21 protein-coding genes and 1 pseudogene are annotated in these 21222 nt (G+C 54.0%); 14 read left to right on the forward strand and 8 right to left on the reverse strand.

The window, feature by feature from the left end:
• The first annotated feature begins 8 nt into the window (after positions 1–8).
• Positions 9–92 carry a hypothetical protein gene (locus tag OUO13_RS20000; protein ID WP_428982302.1) on the forward strand — a complete coding sequence of 28 codons (84 nt, stop codon included), beginning with the start codon at positions 9–11 and terminating at the stop codon, positions 90–92.
• A gap of 17 nt (positions 93–109) precedes the next feature.
• Here OUO13_RS20000 and OUO13_RS20005 read toward each other — a convergent pair.
• Together OUO13_RS20005 and OUO13_RS00020 are read right to left on the reverse strand one after the other, a co-directional pair.
• Positions 110–418: pseudogene (locus tag OUO13_RS20005) on the reverse strand (DUF6678 family protein); the annotation flags it as partial.
• Positions 419–1176: 758 nt separating this feature from the next.
• Positions 1177–3195 carry a methyl-accepting chemotaxis protein gene (locus tag OUO13_RS00020; protein ID WP_283171803.1) on the reverse strand — a complete coding sequence of 673 codons (2019 nt, stop codon included), beginning with the start codon at positions 3193–3195 and terminating at the stop codon, positions 1177–1179.
• Between the two features lie 256 nt (positions 3196–3451).
• Here OUO13_RS00020 and ttcA point away from each other — a divergent pair, with 256 nt between their 5' ends.
• Positions 3452–4423, forward strand: a complete 972-nt coding sequence (ttcA, locus tag OUO13_RS00025; protein WP_283171804.1) for a tRNA 2-thiocytidine(32) synthetase TtcA — start codon at positions 3452–3454, stop codon at positions 4421–4423.
• Between the two features lie 796 nt (positions 4424–5219).
• On the opposite strand, the gene greB is transcribed toward ttcA, so the two are convergent.
• Positions 5220–5771, reverse strand: coding sequence for a transcription elongation factor GreB (greB, locus tag OUO13_RS00030; protein WP_283171805.1), 552 nt, complete (start codon positions 5769–5771; stop codon positions 5220–5222).
• Positions 5772–5923: 152 nt separating this feature from the next.
• On the opposite strand from greB, the gene OUO13_RS00035 reads away from it, so the two are divergent.
• Together OUO13_RS00035 and OUO13_RS00040 are read left to right on the forward strand one after the other, a co-directional pair.
• Complete coding sequence (locus OUO13_RS00035) at positions 5924–6532, forward strand: DNA-J related domain-containing protein (protein WP_283171806.1); 609 nt, start codon at positions 5924–5926, stop codon at positions 6530–6532.
• Positions 6533–6571: 39 nt separating this feature from the next.
• Positions 6572–7669, forward strand: coding sequence for a polysaccharide deacetylase family protein (locus tag OUO13_RS00040; protein ID WP_283171807.1), 1098 nt, complete (start codon positions 6572–6574; stop codon positions 7667–7669).
• Here the strand turns inward: OUO13_RS00040 and OUO13_RS00045 are convergent.
• Entirely contained in the window at positions 7644–8285 is a 642-nt protein-coding gene (locus OUO13_RS00045; RefSeq protein ID WP_283171808.1) for a M48 family metallopeptidase, read from the reverse strand. The genes OUO13_RS00040 and OUO13_RS00045 overlap by 26 nt on opposite strands.
• A 108-nt stretch (positions 8286–8393) precedes the next feature.
• On the opposite strand from OUO13_RS00045, the gene OUO13_RS00050 reads away from it, so the two are divergent.
• On the forward strand, positions 8394–8972 hold the full coding sequence (locus OUO13_RS00050; protein WP_283171809.1) for a YecA/YgfB family protein: 579 nt from the start codon (positions 8394–8396) through the stop codon (positions 8970–8972).
• A 103-nt stretch (positions 8973–9075) separates the two neighbouring features.
• Here the strand turns inward: OUO13_RS00050 and OUO13_RS00055 are convergent, their stop codons facing one another.
• Positions 9076–10452, reverse strand: coding sequence for a substrate-binding domain-containing protein (locus OUO13_RS00055; RefSeq protein WP_283171810.1), 1377 nt, complete (start codon positions 10450–10452; stop codon positions 9076–9078).
• A 262-nt stretch (positions 10453–10714) separates the two neighbouring features.
• Positions 10715–11017, reverse strand: coding sequence for a BolA family protein (locus tag OUO13_RS00060; protein WP_283171811.1), 303 nt, complete (start codon positions 11015–11017; stop codon positions 10715–10717).
• A gap of 129 nt (positions 11018–11146) precedes the next feature.
• On the opposite strand from OUO13_RS00060, the gene OUO13_RS00065 reads away from it, so the two are divergent.
• Both OUO13_RS00065 and ylqF read left to right on the forward strand, forming a co-directional pair.
• The gene (locus OUO13_RS00065) at positions 11147–11698 is read left to right on the forward strand and encodes a hypothetical protein (protein WP_283171812.1); all 552 of its coding nucleotides are present in this window, start codon (positions 11147–11149) and stop codon (positions 11696–11698) included.
• Between the two features lie 495 nt (positions 11699–12193).
• Entirely contained in the window at positions 12194–13240 is a 1047-nt protein-coding gene (gene ylqF, locus OUO13_RS00070; RefSeq protein WP_283171813.1) for a ribosome biogenesis GTPase YlqF, read from the forward strand.
• Positions 13241–13255: 15 nt separating this feature from the next.
• Here ylqF and OUO13_RS00075 read toward each other — a convergent pair whose 3' ends face one another.
• A complete protein-coding gene (locus OUO13_RS00075) occupies positions 13256–14122 on the reverse strand; it encodes an MBL fold metallo-hydrolase (protein ID WP_283171814.1) in 867 nt (288 codons plus the stop codon).
• A 105-nt stretch (positions 14123–14227) separates the two neighbouring features.
• Here OUO13_RS00075 and OUO13_RS00080 point away from each other — a divergent pair, with 105 nt between their 5' ends.
• From OUO13_RS00080 to folE, 5 genes are all read left to right on the forward strand, one after another.
• The gene (locus OUO13_RS00080) at positions 14228–14575 is read left to right on the forward strand and encodes an ArsR/SmtB family transcription factor (protein WP_283171815.1); all 348 of its coding nucleotides are present in this window, start codon (positions 14228–14230) and stop codon (positions 14573–14575) included.
• Positions 14576–14876: 301 nt separating this feature from the next.
• The gene (locus OUO13_RS00085; protein WP_283171816.1) at positions 14877–15362 is read left to right on the forward strand and encodes a DUF2489 domain-containing protein; all 486 of its coding nucleotides are present in this window, start codon (positions 14877–14879) and stop codon (positions 15360–15362) included.
• Positions 15363–15392: 30 nt separating this feature from the next.
• Positions 15393–15968 carry a YceI family protein gene (locus OUO13_RS00090; protein ID WP_283171817.1) on the forward strand — a complete coding sequence of 192 codons (576 nt, stop codon included), beginning with the start codon at positions 15393–15395 and terminating at the stop codon, positions 15966–15968.
• 3 nt (positions 15969–15971) lie between these two features.
• The gene (gene murI / locus OUO13_RS00095; protein ID WP_283171818.1) at positions 15972–16793 is read left to right on the forward strand and encodes a glutamate racemase; all 822 of its coding nucleotides are present in this window, start codon (positions 15972–15974) and stop codon (positions 16791–16793) included.
• 86 nt (positions 16794–16879) lie between these two features.
• Positions 16880–17431, forward strand: coding sequence for a GTP cyclohydrolase I FolE (gene folE / locus OUO13_RS00100; protein ID WP_283171819.1), 552 nt, complete (start codon positions 16880–16882; stop codon positions 17429–17431).
• Between the two features lie 182 nt (positions 17432–17613).
• Here folE and OUO13_RS00105 read toward each other — a convergent pair whose 3' ends face one another.
• Entirely contained in the window at positions 17614–18192 is a 579-nt protein-coding gene (locus tag OUO13_RS00105) for an OmpW/AlkL family protein (RefSeq protein WP_283171820.1), read from the reverse strand.
• Positions 18193–18459: 267 nt separating this feature from the next.
• On the opposite strand from OUO13_RS00105, the gene OUO13_RS00110 reads away from it, so the two are divergent.
• Both OUO13_RS00110 and OUO13_RS00115 read left to right on the forward strand, forming a co-directional pair.
• Entirely contained in the window at positions 18460–20244 is a 1785-nt protein-coding gene (locus OUO13_RS00110; protein ID WP_283171821.1) for a hypothetical protein, read from the forward strand.
• Entirely contained in the window at positions 20241–21176 is a 936-nt protein-coding gene (locus OUO13_RS00115) for a helix-turn-helix domain-containing protein (RefSeq protein ID WP_283171822.1), read from the forward strand. The genes OUO13_RS00110 and OUO13_RS00115 overlap by 4 nt, the downstream gene beginning before the upstream one ends.
• The last annotated feature ends 46 nt before the right edge of the window (positions 21177–21222 follow it).

Raw genomic sequence — 21222 nt, forward strand, 5'->3', positions numbered from 1 at the left:
AGGATTACATTGATGGCTTCTACAACCGATCACGCCTGCACTCTGGTCTGGGGTATCTCAGTCCGCTAGAGTACGAGGCGAAGAATGGATAATACGAATGTGTCCGCAAAAGTGGGGCAAGATCAGGAGTTTTGTCTTCAATTTCTGGCTTTACTAATGCACCTCTACGCCTCACGGTCAAAGCTCTGACATTAAGCCACTCGATCTTCTGCCACGCACCGAACACGTGATAAATGTCGGCGTCCCAATAGTCTTGGTTGGGCTCCGCCTCATCTACGTCTTTGCGCTGAAATTGCAGAGCACCCTCGAAATTTTGAAGCTCTTCAAATAGGCGCCGCCACTTTGTATCGTTTAGTACGCTACCAATTCCCTCACGTTCCAGATATCTCGTCAGTTTTGTCTTTGAATCTGATTCCATACTCGACTCGCTTAGGCACTTAACAGTTTATTCATGCGCATGCGCGTTTTCTTGGTAGCGTGATTTGTTGCGGAAGGATGCCAGGCATTTGAATTGATTGATAATTTCCATTTTCATAAAACCATCCTCCCTGGAAATACACGCGCAGACGGCGATTTATGCGCGTTTTTCTGGTTTAACGTGCACATTAATTTTGCGCCAATAACACAAAACCATTGAACTTCATGGACTTACGCTAACAGCATCCGGAAAAACACGCAACGGCTCTGGAAATACGGGCATGGCTTTTTTCTTCAGGCTGATAATGCTGTTTATCCATACAGTTTTTTTTAGGAGAGTAGAACCATGCGGGGGACAAGCAGCTGGGCCAATTAACAAGCCGAGTAGCCGCCAGAAGTCGGACGTCGGACGCGATTGTTGTGGGCATAAATGCCCACCCTACAACAGAGCAACTATTAACACCGATTTCGCCCAGCGCAGCTGGCTGCCCAATGCCCATCTGGGCGAGCCGGGATTCACCGCAACGGCCGACCCAGCCGGGGCATGGATGCCCCGCAAGGCCGGGGGACAAGGTCCCCCAAGAGGGCAAGCAGCCGAGCAAATTAACAAGCCGAGTAGCCGCAAAGCGCCAGAAGTCGGACGCCAGACGCCAGACGCCAGACGCCAGACGCCAGACGCCAGACGCCAGACGCCAGACCAACCCCATAAAAAAGCCCGGCATAAAGCCGGGCTCAGAAGGTGGCCGGGTACCAGCCGGATTAATGCGCCCGTCTCAGCTCTCTCAATTTCTGGATCGCTTCCACATCGCGATCAATCTTGTCCATTTCAGCCATCATGCCAGCAATATAACCCGTGCTCTCACGCACCTGCTGCCCTGCCGAGATCGATGAATCCACCAATGTCCCCAGCTCATTACTGAGCACACTACTGCCGTCGGCGATACGCGCAAGGAAGGATTCGGTGTGACCAATCGCATCCTGAATCGAACCAATCGAGCCGGTTACGGCATTAATGGTGTCACCAGTCTTGTTGAGGCTGTCCTGGGTGGTGTGTGACAACTGACGAACTTCGTCGGCTACCACCGCAAACCCGCGTCCGGCCTCCCCTGCCCGCGCCGCTTCAATAGCAGCGTTAAGTGCAAGCAGGTTGGTCTGGTCAGCAATACCGGAAATCACACTGAGGATATTCAGCACTTCTTCGGAGTTCTGACGCAGGGCCGCGACAGTGGTATGCAGGGCTTCACGCTCACCACTCTGACGTTCGATGTCCTTGGAGAATCCGACAAATTTTTTCTGCACGTCCGACAACACAGTACCGGTCTGATCGGCGTACCCGGAGACTTTCTCGAAGCTGTTTACGATGGTGTGCAGCAGGGTGCGGTATTCACCCAGATAGTCCACCAGCGTGCTTTGCAGGGTGTTGATACGCTCCAGACTGTTGATCTGCAGAGTCAGGTAATACTCGCGGAAACGGGCGTACTGGATCGGGAAGTTATCGGCGTATTCATCACGGAACGAACTGCCCGCTGGCACCCGATACAGGAACAGGGCGGTCAGGGTCTGGTTCATATGCACGCCCAGCAACTCACCAAAGGTCGAGAAGCCAGCAACCGGAATATCACGGAAATCCTGTACCTGCCCGAGTTTGTCGGCGTTGTTGAGACGACGCAGGATACAGTCGTTGGCAATCATGGCGATCGGCTTGCCGGGTTTGCCATTCATCATGCGCTGGAACGCCTGGGTAGTGGAATCCGCGAAATCACGCGGGTTCACCAGATACAGCTGATCACCAAAGTCGAGGTCACAGAAGAAGCTCATAGTGCGCGCTTTGGGGTCGATACCGGAGATCGAACGAATAAACAGCTCACCACCAATATCCACCGCAAACGAGCTTTTACCGAGCGCATCCCCCAGTCGTTCCGGTGTGCAACGCAGGTGCTCACACAGCGCGTCGACCAGTGGCACAATTTCATGTGTACCGTTCTTGATCACACTCTTGACGGTACGGGTGTGAACGTCGGACTCGGCAATGGTGAACGAGGTGTTGCTGCGTTCGAAATTGTGGGTTTTGAGAATGCCATAACGCACGTCAGACGCCAGCTTGGCAAAAATCACTACGGCCTGGTTGTGGGCAATCTGCTTGCCGTCGTACACAAAGGCTTTCTGGAAATCGAGTTTGCCACCGGCAGAACCACCGATGAAATAACAAGGGAAGCGCCCACTGGCGTACAGCCCTTGCATAAAGAAACTTTCGCTCGCTGTCAGGCCGTCGATAAACGTCAGGGCAATGGTGTCCTGGTAGTTCACATCAAACGGCAGGGTAATGCGTTCGAACTCGGCCCGAATCTGGTCAACACGCTGCTTGCGGGTGCTGCGAATATTGCCTGAACGCATGTCTTCACAGTGCAGCGGAATGGAGCGAACCTCAACCTGCTGGAACACCGTCGGACTGAACGCCTGTATGACGATATTATCCCAGCTGTTGTCAGCGCCGTGGTACAGCTGACTGCTGCAGGAGCTGAGCTCACCAGCGGTCATTACACCAATCAGTTGTTCGGCCCAGGGCATGGCCTGGCGTAACCGGCTGATGGTGCCTTCAAAATCCACATGTGGTGACAGAAACGCCAGCACCAACGGGCTTTTGCCGGAAGCGGGCTTGAGGGATGCCAGCGAGCTTTCACTGATGCTGCCACTGCTGATGCTGGTAACCACAACCGGCTGTTCGGTTTTTTTGGCGTTACTGCTTTTGCTGTCTTTTCCGAATCCAAACCAGGCCATAAGGAATTCCCGTAGTATTTTTGTTCGATATCGGCGTTCTACTGACTAACTGTAGTCAAGGACCGTCAAAAGAACAGGAAGCCCCTGCTTTTGTCGCGTGAATAACCCTACACCAGCCGACTGACGGAGCCTGCGACACCCTTGATGCTGATTTATGCGCCCCGGTCGTGGCCCTGCTGCTGACGAGCGCCGCGACTTTCGCTAGAATTCGGCGCCTGTTTTTTGGTCAGCCGCAGTCCTCCGGAGTCCGTACGGTATGAATGTTTCAGAAGAGCCTAACTTTATCGATGCCATGCAAGGCGTTCATGTCGTCGACAGTGACGCTGATGATGCCGATGACATCACCGATGGTGATGACACTCTTGAGGCTACCGACGACGCCGGTGAGGTGATTGATCGCAAGGCCCGTACCGAATTCAACAAGCTGCAGAAGCGTCTGCGCCGCAACGTCGGCAAGGCGATTGAAGACTACTGCATGATCGAAGATGGCGATCGCATCATGGTGTGCCTGTCCGGTGGCAAGGACTCCTACACCATGCTCGATATCCTCATGAGCCTGCAGAAAAGCGCACCGGTGAAGTTCGAGCTGATTGCCGTGAACCTCGACCAGAAGCAACCAGGCTTCCCTGAGCATGTGCTGCCGGCCTACCTGAAACAGCTGGGTGTGCCGTACCACATTCTGGAAAAAGACACCTACAGTGTGGTGAAGGAGATTATTCCGGAAGGCAAGACCACCTGTGGTCTGTGCTCACGCCTGCGTCGTGGCACCCTGTACGGCTTTGCCGAAAAGATCGGTGCCAACAAGATTGCCCTCGGCCACCACCGCGATGACATCATCGAAACCCTGTTCCTGAACATGTTCTTCGGCGGCAAGATCAAGGCTATGCCACCAAAACTGCTGAGCGACGACAAAAAACACGTGCTGATCCGCCCGTTGTCGTACTGCAAGGAAAAGGACATCGAAGCTTTCGCCGAAGCCAAGGGTTTCCCGATTATTCCGTGCAACCTGTGTGGTTCGCAGGAAAACCTGCAGCGTCAGAACATCAAGGACATGCTGCACCAGTGGGAGCGCGAGCAACCAGGCCGCAGCGAACACATTTTCTCGGCTATTTGTAATGTTGCGCCGTCCCAGCTCGGGGACCGCGAACTGTTCGACTTTGTGAATCTTCAGAAACACCAGGACAAGGGTCACCTGCACACCCGTCTGGATGTAATGAATCTGGACTGACCGCCTTGATTTCGCCCGGTGCCGGTAAACGCATTTCCGGCACCGGTTTGGCGATTGGTACTAGCGCCAGCTGGTACTGCCCCATCCCCAGCACCGCAACCTTCATCGAAAATCTCTGACCATCCGGCAACCGTGCTTCGGTCGTCAGCAGGCATTGATCGGGAAACAGCTCCCAGTCAGGCAAGTCAAAATCCAGTGGCATATGCGGGCCAATTTCATAAACCCGGATACTGGCCAACATGGGGCGGCCCTTGTGTTGCTCGATGCGGTTACTCATCCACTGCAGATAAAACCCCTTGCCCCACTCTTCACGGGTACGAATCAGGCGAATGACACCATCATCGTCACCAGAGCGCCATGGGCAAATGCTGGCAACGGTTTCGACCCAGAACGGCAAACGATAGATCTGCCCCATAAAATGGGCATCGGTATTGGTTTCCGGTGGAGCAGCATCCTGCAGCGCAGCGGCAGCCGCCTGTTCGGCATCGGACGACAACAGAATCCGGGGGCCAGGCGCATTGGCAGGAACGGACATGAAGGTTGACCCGGAGGCTCCGGCCAGACCGGTTGCCGCTGGCGACGTCGCCGGATTGGCATTTACCACCAGAGCAGCACTGCATCCTGCCAGGATCAGCACTATGGGCGATTGCCATGAGAAAAATCGGAATTTGCGCATATTCACCTCCTGCTCCAGCAAGCCTAGCAGCTCGGAGGGTATCCGCAGCGCGGAACCGCTCGACACCAGCGGTGCGCGTGCAGCGGTTCCGTTTTTTGATCGTTTCAGGCCAGAGCCGGATCAGGTTTTCCAGCGGTGAGTATGTTCGGCCGGTTTTTTATCCCAGGCCGGGCGCTGGTAATGCACCGCCAGAATAAAAAAGGTTTCGAGGCCCTTCGGCAGGCGTACGGTCACTTCGTCATCAATGGCCTTGCCTGCCAGACCACGCGCCAGCGGCGCATCAATACTGATGTAGCCATGGGCGAGATCGATTTCATCCTCTCCTACCAGACGGTAGTTGAAGACCTCACCTTCTTCGTTTTCCAGTTCAACCCAGGCACCAAAATAGACCTTGCGGGGGTCAGCCGGCGGACGATCCACCACCGTGACTTCGTCCAGTCGTTTCAGCAGAAAACGTACGCGACTGTCGATCTGGCGCAAACGCCGTTTGCCATAAATGTATTCCGCGTTTTCTGAGCGGTCGCCCAGCTTGGCAGCATCCGATACTTCCTGGGTTACGCGCGGGCGTTCTTGTCGCCACAGGTAGTCGTATTCTTCCCTCAGGGCCTGCTCGCCGTGGGGCGTAATCAGATGGCTGCGACGCGGTAACGCTGGTTTGTTCGGATCAGTCATGACACTTCCGTTAGCGGCTCATAATCGTTCAGCCGCCAATTATAGAAGCAGCGCCGGGGAAACGGCTATTGGCGGCAGTCGTCACCGCGGCGATGAAGCAGACGAACTCCGCAGTCTTCTGGCTGACATCTCCGCTGTGCTAGTCTGGCGGCATGTTTAATCTCCATCAGGACCAGGTGTCCGCCCCGGAAGAGTTGCTCGAAACCCTCCAGCTGTTGCTTGGCAGCCGTTTGCTGGACGGTGAGGTATACACCGAATACCAGCTGATCCAGTGGCTGAAACAGCCCGACCCCGGTGTATTCCAGAAGGATTCTCTGGGCGATGCCCTGACGCTGTTCCGCTGCCATTTTCTGGTGATGCATTGTCTGTATCGACTGCGCCTGCAGTGGCTGGCCGAACAGGCGGGCTGGCTGAAAATCGAACCCTTGAGCATGCAACTGCTGCCGTGGGAAGCCAGCACCAGCAGCGATAACCAGCATGTCTGTGAATCCGATAACCTCGCCCGTTATTACCTCGACCTTGGCAACCTGCATACCGATCGCGATACAGTCGAACAGCTGCTACGCGGCATTTGGCAACAGACCCAGACACCGGCCCAGCGCCGTGATGATCTGGCCTTGCTGGAGTTGACAGACCCGGCCTCGGAAGAGGATATTCGCCGCCAATATCGCCGTCTGGCCATGCGCCATCACCCTGATCGCGGCGGTGAAGTCAGCCACTTCCAGGCGTTGCTGGCGGCCTACCAGCGGCTGACGCTCTGATCCTTCCTGCCCGGCTTTTCCCTGTTGAGGTTTGTTTCCATGTCGCGCCTGTTATCGCTGCGCATTCATCGGTTGTTTCCGTTATTCCTGTTGCGCTCCCTGCTGGTTTTTCTGGGTACTTGCGCCTTGATGATATCTGCGTCGGCACGTGCCGATCTGGTGATTCTGCAATACCACCATGTGTCGGATAAAACCCCACCGAGCACCAGCATCAGCCCGGATAACTTCCGTCGCCATCTGGAATTGCTGGCTGAACAGCATATGACTGTGGTCGATCTGCCTGACGCTATTGCCGCTCTGCAAAAAGGCGAGGCGCTGCCGGAACGAGCGGTGGCCATTACCTTCGACGACGCTTACGAATCCATTTATCGGGTCGCCTTTCCGATGCTGAAACAGCGCGGCTGGCCATTCACCATTTTTGTGAACCCGGAGCCGGTTGATCAGGGCCTGAAAGGCACCATCACCTGGGACCAGCTGCGTGAAATGAAAGCGGCCGGCGCGGTGATTGCCAACCACTCCATGAGCCATCCGTACCTGATCAATCGCCCGGACGGTGTCAGCCTCAGTGACTGGATGGACCAGCAAATCGAGCAGGCGCAGGTTCGTCTGGAAGCTGAAATGGGGCCAACGCCACGGATGTTTGCTTACCCGTTTGGTGAGTACAACCTCGATATGGTGAAGTGGCTGGCCGACCATAATTACCTGGCGTTTGGTCAGCAGTCGGGCGCGGTGGGCAGCAGCAGTCACTGGCAGATTATTCCGCGTTATCCGTCGGCTGGTGGTTATGCCGATGTCAAAACCCTGAAGGAAAAACTCAAGACGCTGGCACTGCCGGTGCCCAATAACGAAGCGGCCGATCCGGTGCTGGATGGCGCGGTGATGCCACCATTCACTATGACTCTGACGCCATCCGACTGGAAAGCCGCCAACCTCAACTGTTTTGCCAGCGGTGAAGGCCCGATCCGGGTAGAGCGCAAGCCTCTGGAAAACGGCCAGCTACAGGTTACTGTCACCGCCAACAAGCCGATTCCGGGCGGCCGCAGTCGTTACAACTGCACCGCACCGAGCATCAGCAAGCCGGGATACTTTTACTGGTATTCACAGATGTGGGTTAACAGCCAAGTGAAAAACCGTTAATCCGGATGTTCCGCAACTGGCGATCACGAGATCGCCAGTCGGGCAAATGTTTGCTCATCAAACGCTGAAAACCCGGGCCATGATCAAAGTGCTCGAGGTGACACAACTCGTGCACCACCACCAGTTCAATCAGCTGCGGGTCCATATGCACCAGCAACCGATTGAGGTTGATATAACCAAGCTTCGACAGACTGCCCCAGCGGGTGCGCATTTTTTTGACCCGTAACACCGGTGGTTTGCCGGTATGGGAAAACGCTGGCCACCAGCGTGCAATCTGGTCTTCAAAACACTGGCGCGCCATGCGGGTAAACCAGTCATCCAGCCACAACTGGCGTTCATGTTCCGCTACCGTGGCCGGAATCATGAGTTGTTGCCCTTCGAGCCCCACGGTTTTGCGTGACCACTGCCCCAGGCTCAGGGGTTTCCCCAGATAATGAACGCTGTTGTTTTCCTGTTGCTGACGGGCTCGTTCGGCGAAGGCCTGACGGCGCTGCAGAATCCACGCCTCGTGCTGGCGCAAAAACCGGTCTACCGTATCTTTGGGGCTGTTAAAGGGTATACGCAGGTCGATTTCACCGCTTTCAGTGACAATCAGCCGGATGCTTTTACGCTGCATGGCGGTTAGAACCAGTGGTACGTCCTGCCCAGCCAATCTTACGGTTAAATGTTGTTTGTAGCCTTTCATAAGCCTGTTAGCATGTCCGCCACTTTCAGGAGTCCCGTCATGAATGATTTGAATAGTATCCCAGCACTGAGCGAGAACGAACTGGAAACTCTGGGCGTTCTGCTTGAAGAAGAAGCCGAGCGTCAGGACAGTTTTGATTTCTTTGCCATCCACGGTCTGATCACCGCCTTGCTGACCGGCCCGGTTCCGTTCGATATGGACACCGTGTGGGAATGCGCATTCGATGACAAACTGGGCTTCAGCGCCGACGAGAAAAAAACCGTCGACACCCTGATGAAAAAACTGGCTCGTGAAATCCAGGCATGGCTCGATTCCGGTGAAGACTTCCCGGTTCCGGCTGAACTGACTCTGGTTGACGACGAAGAAGACGAACCACCACTGGAAAGCTGGGCCATCGGCTTTATGACCGGTGTGATGCTGAACGAAGAAGAATGGTACGCCCGCGAAGAAGAAGAAGTCGCCCAGCTGCTGTTCTCCACCATGTATGCTTCCGGTCTGTTTGCCGATGAAGAAGAAATGGCCGATATCGACGATGACGTTGACCTGTCCAACCAGGTGTGTGGTGCCATTCCGGCATCCGTGATCGACATGTACCTGTTCTTCCACAGCCAGGAATAATTCTGGCGGTTTGAACAACCTCTCCGGGCGCGTTTTGTTTCAGGAATCGCGCCCATAAAAAAACCGGCTTGCGCCGGTTTTTTTATGTCTTGCCGAAATCCGATCAGCTGTTCTTGGCATGAACGCCAGGCTGACGAATCCAGACTTCTACACGACGGTTTTTCTGTTTGCCTTCTTCGTGATCCAGAGAGGCAATTGGCATCTGTTCGCCATAACCAATCGCTTCTTTCGGATAGATGCCGTTACGTACCAGCTCACGACGCACCGCCATCGCACGCAGACGGGACAGTAGCTCGGCACGACGCTCAGAACGCTTGCGGTCACCAAAACCGATCAGAACAATTTCAGACTGACCTTTTTGCTGCAGGTAGCTCACCAGACGTTCAACGTCCTGCAGGCCTTTGTTATCCAGGTGGGCGCTGCCTTCCTGGAAACGGAAGTTAATGGTCAGACGCTGGGCATCAGCCGTCAGGTCGCGGAAGTCCTGTGGCAGTTCGGCGTAGAACTCAGGGGTTACCGCTTGCAGTTCCTGGGATACGAAACCGGTTTCCGCGACCACTTTCTGGCCCATGTCATCCTGCACAAAGTCGATAAATTCGTTTACGTACGGATTTTCGGTCTTGGCGTTGGTGTACATGAACAGACGACGAGCCAATGCATAGTCTTCAGTACCAACGGTCAGCTTGTTTGGCTTCAGAGCCTTGGAGCTACCATCAGACACCGCCAGCAGACGGGATTTGTGAACAGAGGACAAACCAACAAAACCGATACCGTTGATGTCTTCCGCCACAACAGCAGACAGTTCATCACTGGATTCAAAACGACGGGTGCCTTGCAGCAGAGCACGTTTACCCAGAACCATACCGGCGAAGCTGTCCCAGGTACCGGAGTTTTCGTCACGAGCGTACAGATGGATCGGGCCCGGACGACCACCTACCTGAGACCAGTCGGTGTAACCACCGGAGAAAATCTGGGCAATTTCGTCCACGCTCAGCTCTGCAATCGGGTTATTCGGGTTAACAATGATGGCAAGACCGTCGATACCAATGATGTGTTCAGACTCAGGAGCACGCATATCACCCAGTGCATGCAGGGTGTCAGCTTCAGCATCCTTGATTGGGCGGGAAGCGGCGGCGATGTCTGCGCTCTTGTCGGCCAGACCAACGAAGCCTGTACCGGAACCGTGTGCAGCTACTTTGGCGTAGACCCGGGTCAGGGTGGCAGGAACACGGCCGCTGACAATCACTTCGTTGGCAACCTTGGTTGGCTCAATGGTAACGTCCTCGGCACCTTTCTGTTCCAGGTAACGACGAATCAGCTCAGGGCCCAGGGCGGCACCAATGGTGTTCGAGCCCTGTACAGAAAATACCTGAACTTCGCCGTTCAGCGGCAAATCACTAAAGCGCGCTGGTGCTTCAGCATGAGTCATGGAAGCAGTCAGAGAAGCGAAAGCCGACATCAGAATCAGCATGTATTTCATAGATTTCCGGGTCCGTTATTGAGATCGGGCGCGATTCTATGACGGAAAAATGACACTTTTGTGACAATGCCAACTATCAGGTCAGACAATCAGAATGCGGAAATAATCCTGCAAGAGAATTGCAATCCGGCTGCCATCAGGCATTCACCCAGAGGTCACCGGATTGCCACACAACTGTCATCCCCCACCGCAGCTTCGGATCTCAGTCGCTTTTTTGGCTCGAATATAATCCCTTATATAAAGAGAGCAGACCAACGGCTGATCAGCCGTGTTTGCCCTGACAGGTAGGAGACGCAGGAACCTGATTGTTTGCGGCCCACTCGGTTGGCGTAAACAGATGCAGAGCCAGTGCATGCACCGGGCCTTTCAGTTCTTCCGCCAGCAGACCGTACAGCATCTGGTGACGAGCCACAGCGCGCTTGCCATCAAATGCGGCACTCACCATTACCAGCTTGAAATGGGAGTCGGTCGCCGGGCCAGCATGCATGTGACTTTCGTTCAACAACTGAACATGTTCCGGGTTTAACGCCGCCACCTTGTCGAGAATAACCTGTTCTACACTCATCTTTTTCCTCCGGAAAACAATTCAGCCGCTATAATCCGCGCCCTTTTCAAATGACTCAAGCAAATTGCCGGTGTCTGAACACTCCACCGGCCTGATGTTCAACCACTACACCAATACCGGATACCTTGCATGCAGGATAACGAACTGAACGGCACCCAATCCCTGATCCAGAAGTACTACGAGGAGGAGCAGCAACGCGCCATACGTGAAAAGAGCATGGCGGAAATCCGCCTGAAACTTCCGGTCAGTGATCTGGCGATGCTGAACATGATCGCTCGTCGCTTCAACAAGACCCGTGATGATCTGTCATCCGACGTGATGGCATCAGCACTGCTGGATATTTTCAGCCGTCTGGAATCCGGCGAGCGCAAGCTGCTGGCCCGTGATGCCGATGAAAGCTCACGCAAGCTGGCCGCCGATATCGCTGAAGAAAATGGCGTGAATGAAGTGGATTCACGTCCAGGCTTCTGGGCCAATCAGGAAAAACTGATCACCAAGGAAGAAAAGCGTCGTGCCCGCCTGGCGGAAAAACAGCGAATGAACGATGAAAGCGACGGTGACGACCTGGACGAAAATCGCACAACTGATCAGGAAACAACCGATCAGGATTCAGCGGTCGCAGACGTTGAAGTGGAAATTTCTGAAGTGAAAGCAGCCCTCACCCCGGTGATCGAGGAATAAACAGGGTATTTCGTCGAATCTGGAGGGGCAAAAGCCCGCGGATTACCAGATCCGTGAAAACTTGATGCTGTGTCAGCCGGAACTGCAAACGTCCGGCTGTCCGGTTAAACGACGAAAAACGCTATTTGCGCCAGAGGCGCAGCTCACGAAACTCGCCGGGGCCTGCCTGCATCCACAGGACCTCGGCCGGATCCGAAAAAACAAACTTGTTGCCAACCAGGAAGCCTGAGCGACGACGACCGGAAACGGTTGCTGACGCCTGTCGACCCTGACGTTTGGCACTCCGCGCGAAATCTTCTGGCAAGACATCCATACATTTGTCTCCAACATGACCAATTTCACTGGGATCACAAGGATCTCGGTCAGGTTAGCCAGCAATTGTGACATACAGATTGCGTCGAAATTGCACTCACTGCCGCACGGGCAGTTGCTCTGGACTGACCGTCCTATACAATGTGCCGCCCAATTTTTATCAGGTCAACCGGATTACACACAATGGCAGTCCAATGGTTCCCCGGGCATATGAACAAAGCCCGAAAAAAGATCAGCGAGGCCATGCCTGAGATTGATCTGGTCATCGAGGTGATGGATGCACGCCTCCCTTTCTCCAGCACCAACCCGCTGGTCGATCAGCTGCGCCGCAATCGACCGGTGATCAAACTCCTGAACAAGGACGATCTCGCCGACCCGGACGTCACCCGTCAGTGGGTTGAATATTTCAGCAAGCAGGACAACACCCTGGCGCTGCCACTGGTGGCGGAAGACAAATCCCAGATCAAGAAAGTGATCGCACTGTGCAAAAAGATCGGTGCCGCCCGCGCCGAACGCAAACAGTCGATCCGGGTCATGGTGATGGGGATTCCGAACGTCGGCAAATCCACCCTGATCAATGGTCTGGCAGGTCGTTATGTGGCTAAAACCGGTAACGAACCGGCCGTCACCAAAGCCAATCAGATGATCGATCTCAAAAATGGCATCGTGCTGTCGGATACCCCCGGCATCCTGTGGCCAAAATTCGAGAACGAACACAGTGGTTATCGTCTGGCGGCCAGTGGTGCCGTAAAAGACACAGCCATGGAATACCGGGAAATTGCCCAGTACACCCTGGGTTATTTGCTCAAGGCCTATCCGCACCTGCTGAAAGATCGTTACAAGATGGACCCGCTGCCAGCCAGTGGTCCGGATGCTCTGGAGTTGCTGGGGCGCAAACGCGGTTGTCTGCGTCCGGGCGGCGTGATCGACCTGCACAAGGCCGCTGAACTCTGTCTGCATGAAATGCGTTCCGGCAAAATCGGTCGTATTTCGCTGGAAACGCCTGACATGGTGGCTGACGAGCTGGCTGAAATTGAACGCCTGCGTCTGGCTGCAATTGCTGCGGCCGAAGCGGCCGAAGCTGAAGCTCGCAAAGGCAAACGCCCACAGCCGGGCAGCGCCGAAGCAGAAGCTGACGCCGAAACCCGTGCTCAGGCAGCAGCGCAGTCTGCCGAGCATCATGAAGAACCTGACAACGGTCAGTCAGACGACCAACCGCGTCCGGAGTAATCCGGACACTTTTGTTCAGGGGAACTGATTCAACGGCATTTTCAGATAGGAAATGCCGTTGTCTTCCGGCTCCGGCAAGGCACCGGCGCGAATATTCACCTGCAACGACGGGAATATCAGCCGTGGCATTTCAAGGCCAGCATCGCGCTTCTCCCGCAACGCCACAAAATCCTCCCGACTGACTCCGTCACGAATGTGAATATTGGTGGATCTTTGTGCTCCAACCGATACCTGACTGATCAGCTCACGGCTGGTCGCCGGATAATCGTGACAGAGATGCATCATCACCTCGTCCCCCAGCGCCAGCAAACGCTGCACCGAGTCATACAGGGTTCCGGCATCACCACCCGGGAAATCACATCGGGCCGAGCCAACATCCGGCGCAAACAGGGTATCGCCAACAAACAGGTCGGTATTGTTGAGCAGGTAACTGACACAGGCCGGAGTGTGCCCTGGCGTTGCCAGCACCTGAATGGCGCTATCGCCCAGTGGAATTACATCCCCTTCTGCCACCAGCTGATCAAACTGGCGACCGTCAACCGCCAATCCAGCACCTTCGTTAAACACCGCAGCAAAGGTCTTCTGCACGCCGGTAATACGATGACCAATCACAATGGCGGCGCCGGTGTGAGTACGCACGTAATCACCCGCCGACAGATGATCCGCATGAGCATGGGTTTCCAGCACATAACGCAGCTGCCCGCCCTGGCTCTGCACATCGGCCAGAATCTGATCAACAAACAGGCTGCTGGTGCGACCGGCTTTCTGATCAAAGTCCAGCACCGGGTCGACCAGTGCCGCCTGCCGGGTATTTTCATCCAGAATCAGATGAGTGAAGGTCGAGGTGTCCTTGTGAAAGTAGGTACGAATGCTGGCGCTCATGTCTGACTCCCTCCGGGGTTCAGGTGATTTGGCGTTTACATAATAATATTAGAATATTCTTATGTAGAAATATAGAATGTTTCCATCACATCCGGAAAACGTCTGATGACCATCTCACCTCCAAACGCCGATCAGGGGGCCACCCGCCATCTTGATGATCATCGCCAGCAGGCCGTGCAGCTGCTGAAGGCATTGGCCAATGAGCACCGTCTGACCATTCTCTGCCATTTGCGCGAAGGCGAAATCTCCGTCACAGAACTGGGGAGCCATCTGCCGCTGAGCCAGTCAGCCTTGTCTCAACATCTGGCGTGCCTGCGCGCCGAACAACTGGTGGCCTGTCGCCGCGAAGCTCAGTCGATGTATTACCACATTGCCGACAACAAGGCCGAACGGGTCATTCAGCTGTTGAACGAGCTTTACGGTCAACCAGAAACCGGCGGGCAAAATGTCTGATTTCGTCCATGAGTGCACGCCTGCTCCTGCGCCTGATCAAAGCGAGCCCCAAACACCAGCCACGTCTGTAACGTCGACAACGTATCCCAGAATCCATCGCTACGAAGTACTGCCCCAGCGCAGTGGCCCGCGTTTCAAGGTGCGTTATCGCGAAGGCAGTTTGCCTGCTGGTGAATGCCGTTTGTGCCAGTCCTGATCGCGCAGAAAGCAACAACGCCTCCCGGATATCCCCTTTTCAACGGTTAAAATTCAGCCGCTGCACAGGTATGATGCCCATCCCTTTAAGCTGTTCGAAATCGCCATGAGCCCCTTGCTGATTGTCCTGTTGGTTATCGCCGTTCTGATTGTTGCCGCCCTCGGTGCTTACGCACTCCACCTGACCCGCAAGGTCAAGGAACAGGAAACGCGCCAGCGCGCTGAAGAAGCCGAAGCAGAACAACAGTTGCGTCAGCATCAGCTGGGCCTGATTCAGGACGTGCACTTTGTCTGCAAAGCCGTTATTACCGACCAGTGTGAGATCACTGAAGGTGTTTTACGTCTCGAATATCTGATTCGAGGCCTCGATCCGGACGTTTGGAACGCTGCGGAATTGAACACCTTGCGACATTTTTATAGTCTGGCACGCGAAATGCCGATCCTTGATGCTTATAAAAATCTCTCGCGCCAGGAACAGTTCCGTTTGGATAAACATCGCTGGGACCTGGAAGAAACGCACAAGGACAATATCCTGCGCGAACTCCAATGGCTGGTTGAATATCGATTTCCTGCCGTGAGTCTCGTGCACTGATTACATCGTGACGACACGCATGGAGGTCTTATGATCACGCGTACCCTGATGCTGGCTGCCTCTCTGGCTGTTACCCCAATCGCCATGGCTGGCTGGACCATCGACGATGGCTCCAGTATCGCGTTCAGCAGCACCAAAAACACTGACATTACCGAAGAACACCATTTTCGTGACTTCGATGGATTCGTCACCGACGGTGGTTCAGCCACCGTCAATGTACGCCTGACCAGTGTCGATACCGGTGTTGAGGTACGGGATCAAAGACTGCGCAACACGTTGTTTGATATTGCCCACTTCCCGACCGCCGTATTGCAGATGAGTGTACCGAAAGCCGCCATGGCCGATCTTAAAGCCGGTAAATCCGCGACGTTTCAGGCATCCGGTGCACTGGCCCTGCACGGCAAACGAGTGCCGGTCAAAGCCTCGTTGCAAGCCGAACCATCCAGCGACAACCGTATTGTGGTAACCACTGCTGCACCGCTGATGCTGGATGCTACCGCCTTCTCGTTAACTGATGGCATCAATCAGTTACGGGAAATGGCAGGGCTTCAATCCATTGCCAGTACGATCCCCGTCAGCCTGAACCTGGTGTTCAAACCCGAGTAATTCATGACCCAACCCGTTCCATCCGTTCTGGTGTTTGATTCCGGTGTCGGCGGCCTCAGTATCGCCGCCGAAATCCGCAAACTGCTGCCACAAGTGGCCATCCGTTATCTGATGGACGACGATGCTTTTCCATATGGCATCAAGGAAGACAGCTGGCTGGAACAACGTATTCTGACGATTTGTCTGGATGCGGTTGCCCGTTTGCAACCCGACCTGCTGGTAGTCGCCTGCAACACCGCCAGCACGCTGGCTCTGCAACGCCTGCGCGAACATCTGAACATTCCGGTGGTGGGCGTGGTGCCTGCAATCAAGACGGCGGCTCAACAAACCAGCACCGGAGTAATCGGATTACTGGCGACTCCGGCGACCGTCAGCCGCCCGTACACCGATCGACTGCAGGCCGATTTTGCCAGCCATTGCACCCTGTTACGGATGGGCAGTACCGAGCTGGTGCGCTGGGCCGAAGAACTGATCCACAACGGCCGCTTTAGTGGCGACCTGCAGCAGCATTTGCAACCCTGGCTCAGCACCGGCAATCCAAGCCACGTGGTACTGGGCTGTACTCATTTCCCGTTACTACGTCCGTGGCTGGAACAACTGTGGCCAAACATCGCCTGGGTGGATTCCGGTGCAGCAATTGCACGTCGGGTATCAGCCTTGCTAACTGACCAGCTCTCCCCTGCCGCAGATCAGCAGGAGTGCCACGATCAGATTGCTGTACCCGCCCTGTTTGATCTGCACTGGACCTCATCGCTACCCGACTACCCCGGCGTGCAGCGTTTTATCCGCTCGCTGCAAGCAGAAACCATTCCTCTGGAAAACTGATAGTCAATAGTTATACAGAGCAATTTCTGTATAACTATGGCTTTTTTGGTTACACTCACGTATTGAACAATCGAACTGGAAACGTCATGTCTAATCTGGAATCCCTGTACCGGGATATTCTCACTGGCCTCGGTGAAGATATTCATCGCGAAGGGCTGCTTGATACGCCAAAACGTGCCGCCAAGGCTATGCAATTCCTGACCAGCGGTTACGAAGGCAATCTGCACGACGTTATCAATAACGCTGTTTTCAGCAGTGATAACGATGAAATGGTGGTTGTGCAGGGCATTGAGTTCTACAGCCTGTGTGAACACCACATGCTGCCGTTTATTGGCCGCTGCCATATTGGTTATTTACCGAATGGCAAGGTACTGGGACTGTCCAAGTTTGCCCGCATCGTTGACCTGTTTGCACGTCGACTGCAAATTCAGGAAAACATGACCAAACAGATCGCGGATGCCGTAACTGAAGTGACCGGCTGTCGTGGTGTTGGTGTGATTATGGAAGCCCAGCACATGTGTATGATGATGCGTGGCGTTCAGAAGCAGAACTCCATGATGCGTACATCCGTCATGCAGGGTGACTTCCGCACCAATCAGGCTACCCGCAGTGAATTCATGCGTCTGGTAGGTCTCTGAGCGGCCCGTTTCCCCCTCAACGGACATGCCGTTGGCCAGCCGCCAGACTGGCCTGACGAAAAACAAAAAAGCCATGCAATTGCATGGCTTTTTTGTCGGGAATCTCGCCTGATGACTCCCGGCTCTTGAGCCTGGCCACCACCGGAGCAAGTGGCGACCAGAGAGTATGATCTGCCGTCAGATCAGAACTTGTAACCGGCACCCAGGAATACAACGGTAGGGTCGATTTCGACGTCAGTTGTACCATTCAGCTTGGAGTCGATATCGATTTTCCAAACAGCAATGTTCAGCAACCAGGTTTCGTCAATGTCGTAGTTAACACCAGCAGAGAATGCCAGACCAGTGCTCTTGTCCAAGTGGTTAGCAACACCATCTTCTTCGAAGAAGAAGGTATGGTTCAGACCCAGACCAACGTATGGCTGCAGAACAGACTCGCCAGACAGTGGGTAGTACTGAACAGATACAGTTGGTGGCAGGTGTTTGGTGGTGGCGATAGTACTTCCGCTCTTAGTGATATCATGTTTGAACGGAGTAGCAGCCAGAACTTCAACACCAACCTGTGGAGTAACCATGTAGGTCAGGGTCAGACCCAGTTGGGTATCACTTTCAATTTCGATAGTTTTGTCGGCAGAAACCGGATTGCTCTTTGGGGACACGGTAACCGCGCCGGCTTTCACCATAATATCGCCAGCTTCATAAGCCATCGCAGGAACAGCAGATACTACAACAGCAGTGGCCAGCAGGGTTTTCAGAAAGTTCATGTCGCACTCCTTAGGGTCTGTGCTCGTTTTGATGGGTTCAGAATACTGTGCTGGGCAGGCACGATTTTGATGCAAATCAAGCACTTTCCTGCGCCAAAGCGGAACACGGAACTTTCTTGTGACAGGTCAAGTCAGGCCAGAGTGAACAATCGCGTCCTCTTGTAAAAACTGTTGTTTTGTTGTTGGAAAAAAGTCTGTCAATGTCAGGCAGGTTCGGCGTTCATAGACTATCGTTTTCAGGATTCCCTCGCCTGATCGGAGTTTCCGTTGCCTACAGATTTCTGGCCCGCCCTCAGCAGCCGTACCGGCAGGTACCTGCTCACCCGCGCCCTGTGGATGAGTTTTGTCATCACACTGGTGATGTTCGCCTACATTCTGCTTTCCGAATTTGATCGTGGCCGCCAGCAAATTCATCACGATCTGCAGCAAATCGAGAACAGCTACCAATCCAGTCTCAGCCTTAGCTTGTGGAATTTTGATGCCGACCAGGTACAGATCCAGCTGCAGGGAATACTCAATTTTCCCGGAGTGCACTACGTTCAGATTGAAAGCCGTGACCTGGGTCTTTTACAGGCTGGAGAGCGTCCGGCACAAATAGATGAAAGCTTCCAATTTGCTCTGAAATACCATGATCAGGATCTGAACATTGAACTTGGTAACGTTACCGTGCTGGCAAGTTACGCCGATCTATACACTCAGCTAAAAGAAATCGCCTTGCGAATACTGCTGGTACAACTACTCAAAACCGTGACCATATCATTAGTATTGCTGAGCCTGATTCATCGCCTGATCACTCGCCACTTGCTAAGTCTGGCAATATGGGCCCGACAGTTTGGATTGGATACTCTTGATCAACTACCAGATATTGGCAATCGCAGCGAAGTTCCAGATGAACTATCCACGCTGGTCAACGCAATAAGCCGTATGCAAACCGATCTGCGTACGGATATTCGCCGCCGTGAAGAAGCCGAACAAGAAGTGCGAGATACCCGCAATCATTTAGGCATAGCCATTGAAAACTCATCAATGGGTTTTGGCCGCTACAATGCCACAACAAACCAATTAGAAGCCAACAATCATCTCTGCCAGCAGCTGCGCATCAGTCGTGATGAGCTTCTGATACGTCCATCGCCATTTCACACACTGATCGAACGAATCGAGGGGAACGCGGCGATTGAGCAAAAAGAACGCATTAATCAGTTACTACAGGGACGAGTACAACGTATTCATGGCGAAATAACGTTACGTAAATTCAATGACCAGCTGGGAGTCTTTGATATAACTATCCAAACGGTCAGTTATATTGACAATCGACCCTGTGAAATTCTGATATGCAGTATCGACAAGTCTCGCGAACAACAAGCTATCAAACAGGTCCATGACTTGTCAGCAACACTGGAAAGCCGCATAAACCGCACAACGGAAATCCTTCAACACGACCTCCAAACCATCCGTTCCGCCTATGAACGCCTGAAATATGATTACGAGCGCCTCAAAATCAGCCGTACCGATGACAATCGCTATCGATTTTTGCAATTTATAGCCGATGCTCTTGCTCATGAAGAAAACCTTCAGCCAGATAATGCTGGTCACTGCCGGATTCTTTACACACGCCAGGCACTCGAACTACTGGCAAACCAGCACCATAACGATTTTGATCTGGCTGCACAGATCCACGATTGGCACCAGCAAAATCAGAATCAGTTCCTCGACTGCAAACTGAAACTCCCCTACAGCATGGTCCTATCCGCTACACCTTCGCTATTCACCTTCTTACTCAACTGGCTAACTCACGAACAACTGCTGGGGCATTCAAGAGCCAATACCAGCGTCATGATATCGTTACGCCTGCATGGGCCACGTTTGCAGATGTCAATTGAGTTGAAAAACCCGGCGCTGCATCCATCCAATCGCAGTGCAGAAGCCAACCATCTGTTACAACTTAGCCAACACCTGGTCAGTCTGAAAACACGCGGCAACCTCAGCAGCACAAGTGAGCACGGCCGCTGGATTCTGCTACTTGACGCGCATTTGGAGGAGTTATCAGTATGAACCATACTCCCCACACCAGCATGTTTGCCGCTAGTCCCGGCCAACCTGGTCGGCTGTCCCCCTTGCAACCACAGCGCGTACAGTGCCCTACCACCCTGCTGCGCCTCTTACCGAAACTGGTACGTATGACCCCGGAACAACGTATGGAGGAAGCGACCAGGGATGGACTGACGCTCAGTCATCTTGAACAGGAAGGTCTACACCTGATCCTGCAAGCCAGTCGTAGCCGACAACAACAGTTATTCTGGTGGATGCGCCTGCTCAATATCGAAAGCCACCCTGCTCAGGTGTATATCCCGGAAAGCCGAACCCCCAGCTTTCGGCTCTACACACCGCTATTACCGGAAGCAGGAGCCGAATTAACCCCCATTGTACGACAGTACCTGGGACGCCGCCTCGGCTGCCGGTTTCTTCATGGTCTGTTACTGCTGGGTTGGTTGATGCCGGAAATCCTGCATCAGGCACTGATACAGCGCAGCCATTGGGTCATTACCGATTATTTTTTGCCCACCCCATCAGCTCTTGAGGCACGTCCAGCCGGACTGGCCCAACAACGCCTGCGCTTTCAGTTTGAAGCCTTGCTGGCCAATCAACCACACAGCAACCAGGATCTGGTAGGTAATCTGAGACGCTGGATCCGCGCCGAAAGCAATCCCCCTACACTTGAAAATGCAGCCATTCATCTGGGATTCAGTGAACGTAGCCTCAATCGTTATCTGGCCGGACTGGGGAGCAGTTTTCAGGAGGAAATGGATCAATGGCGATGTGAACAAGCACTAAAATCCCTGCAAAATAGCGATCTGGACGCCAGCCAGATAAGCCAACAACTGGGATACGATAACCCAGCCAACTTCGGACGAGCCTGCAAACGCTGGTTTGGTCAACCAGCCGGTGCCATCCAGCGTGAACTGCAACGTTCTACGGATACTTGAAGCAAGCGCCACCAGCCAGTACAGTCACTTTTTTCGTTACCTGAGG

This window comes from Parathalassolituus penaei, assembly GCF_026626885.1.
GTDB classification, from domain to species: Bacteria; Pseudomonadota; Gammaproteobacteria; order Pseudomonadales; family Oceanobacteraceae; genus Oceanobacter; species Oceanobacter penaei.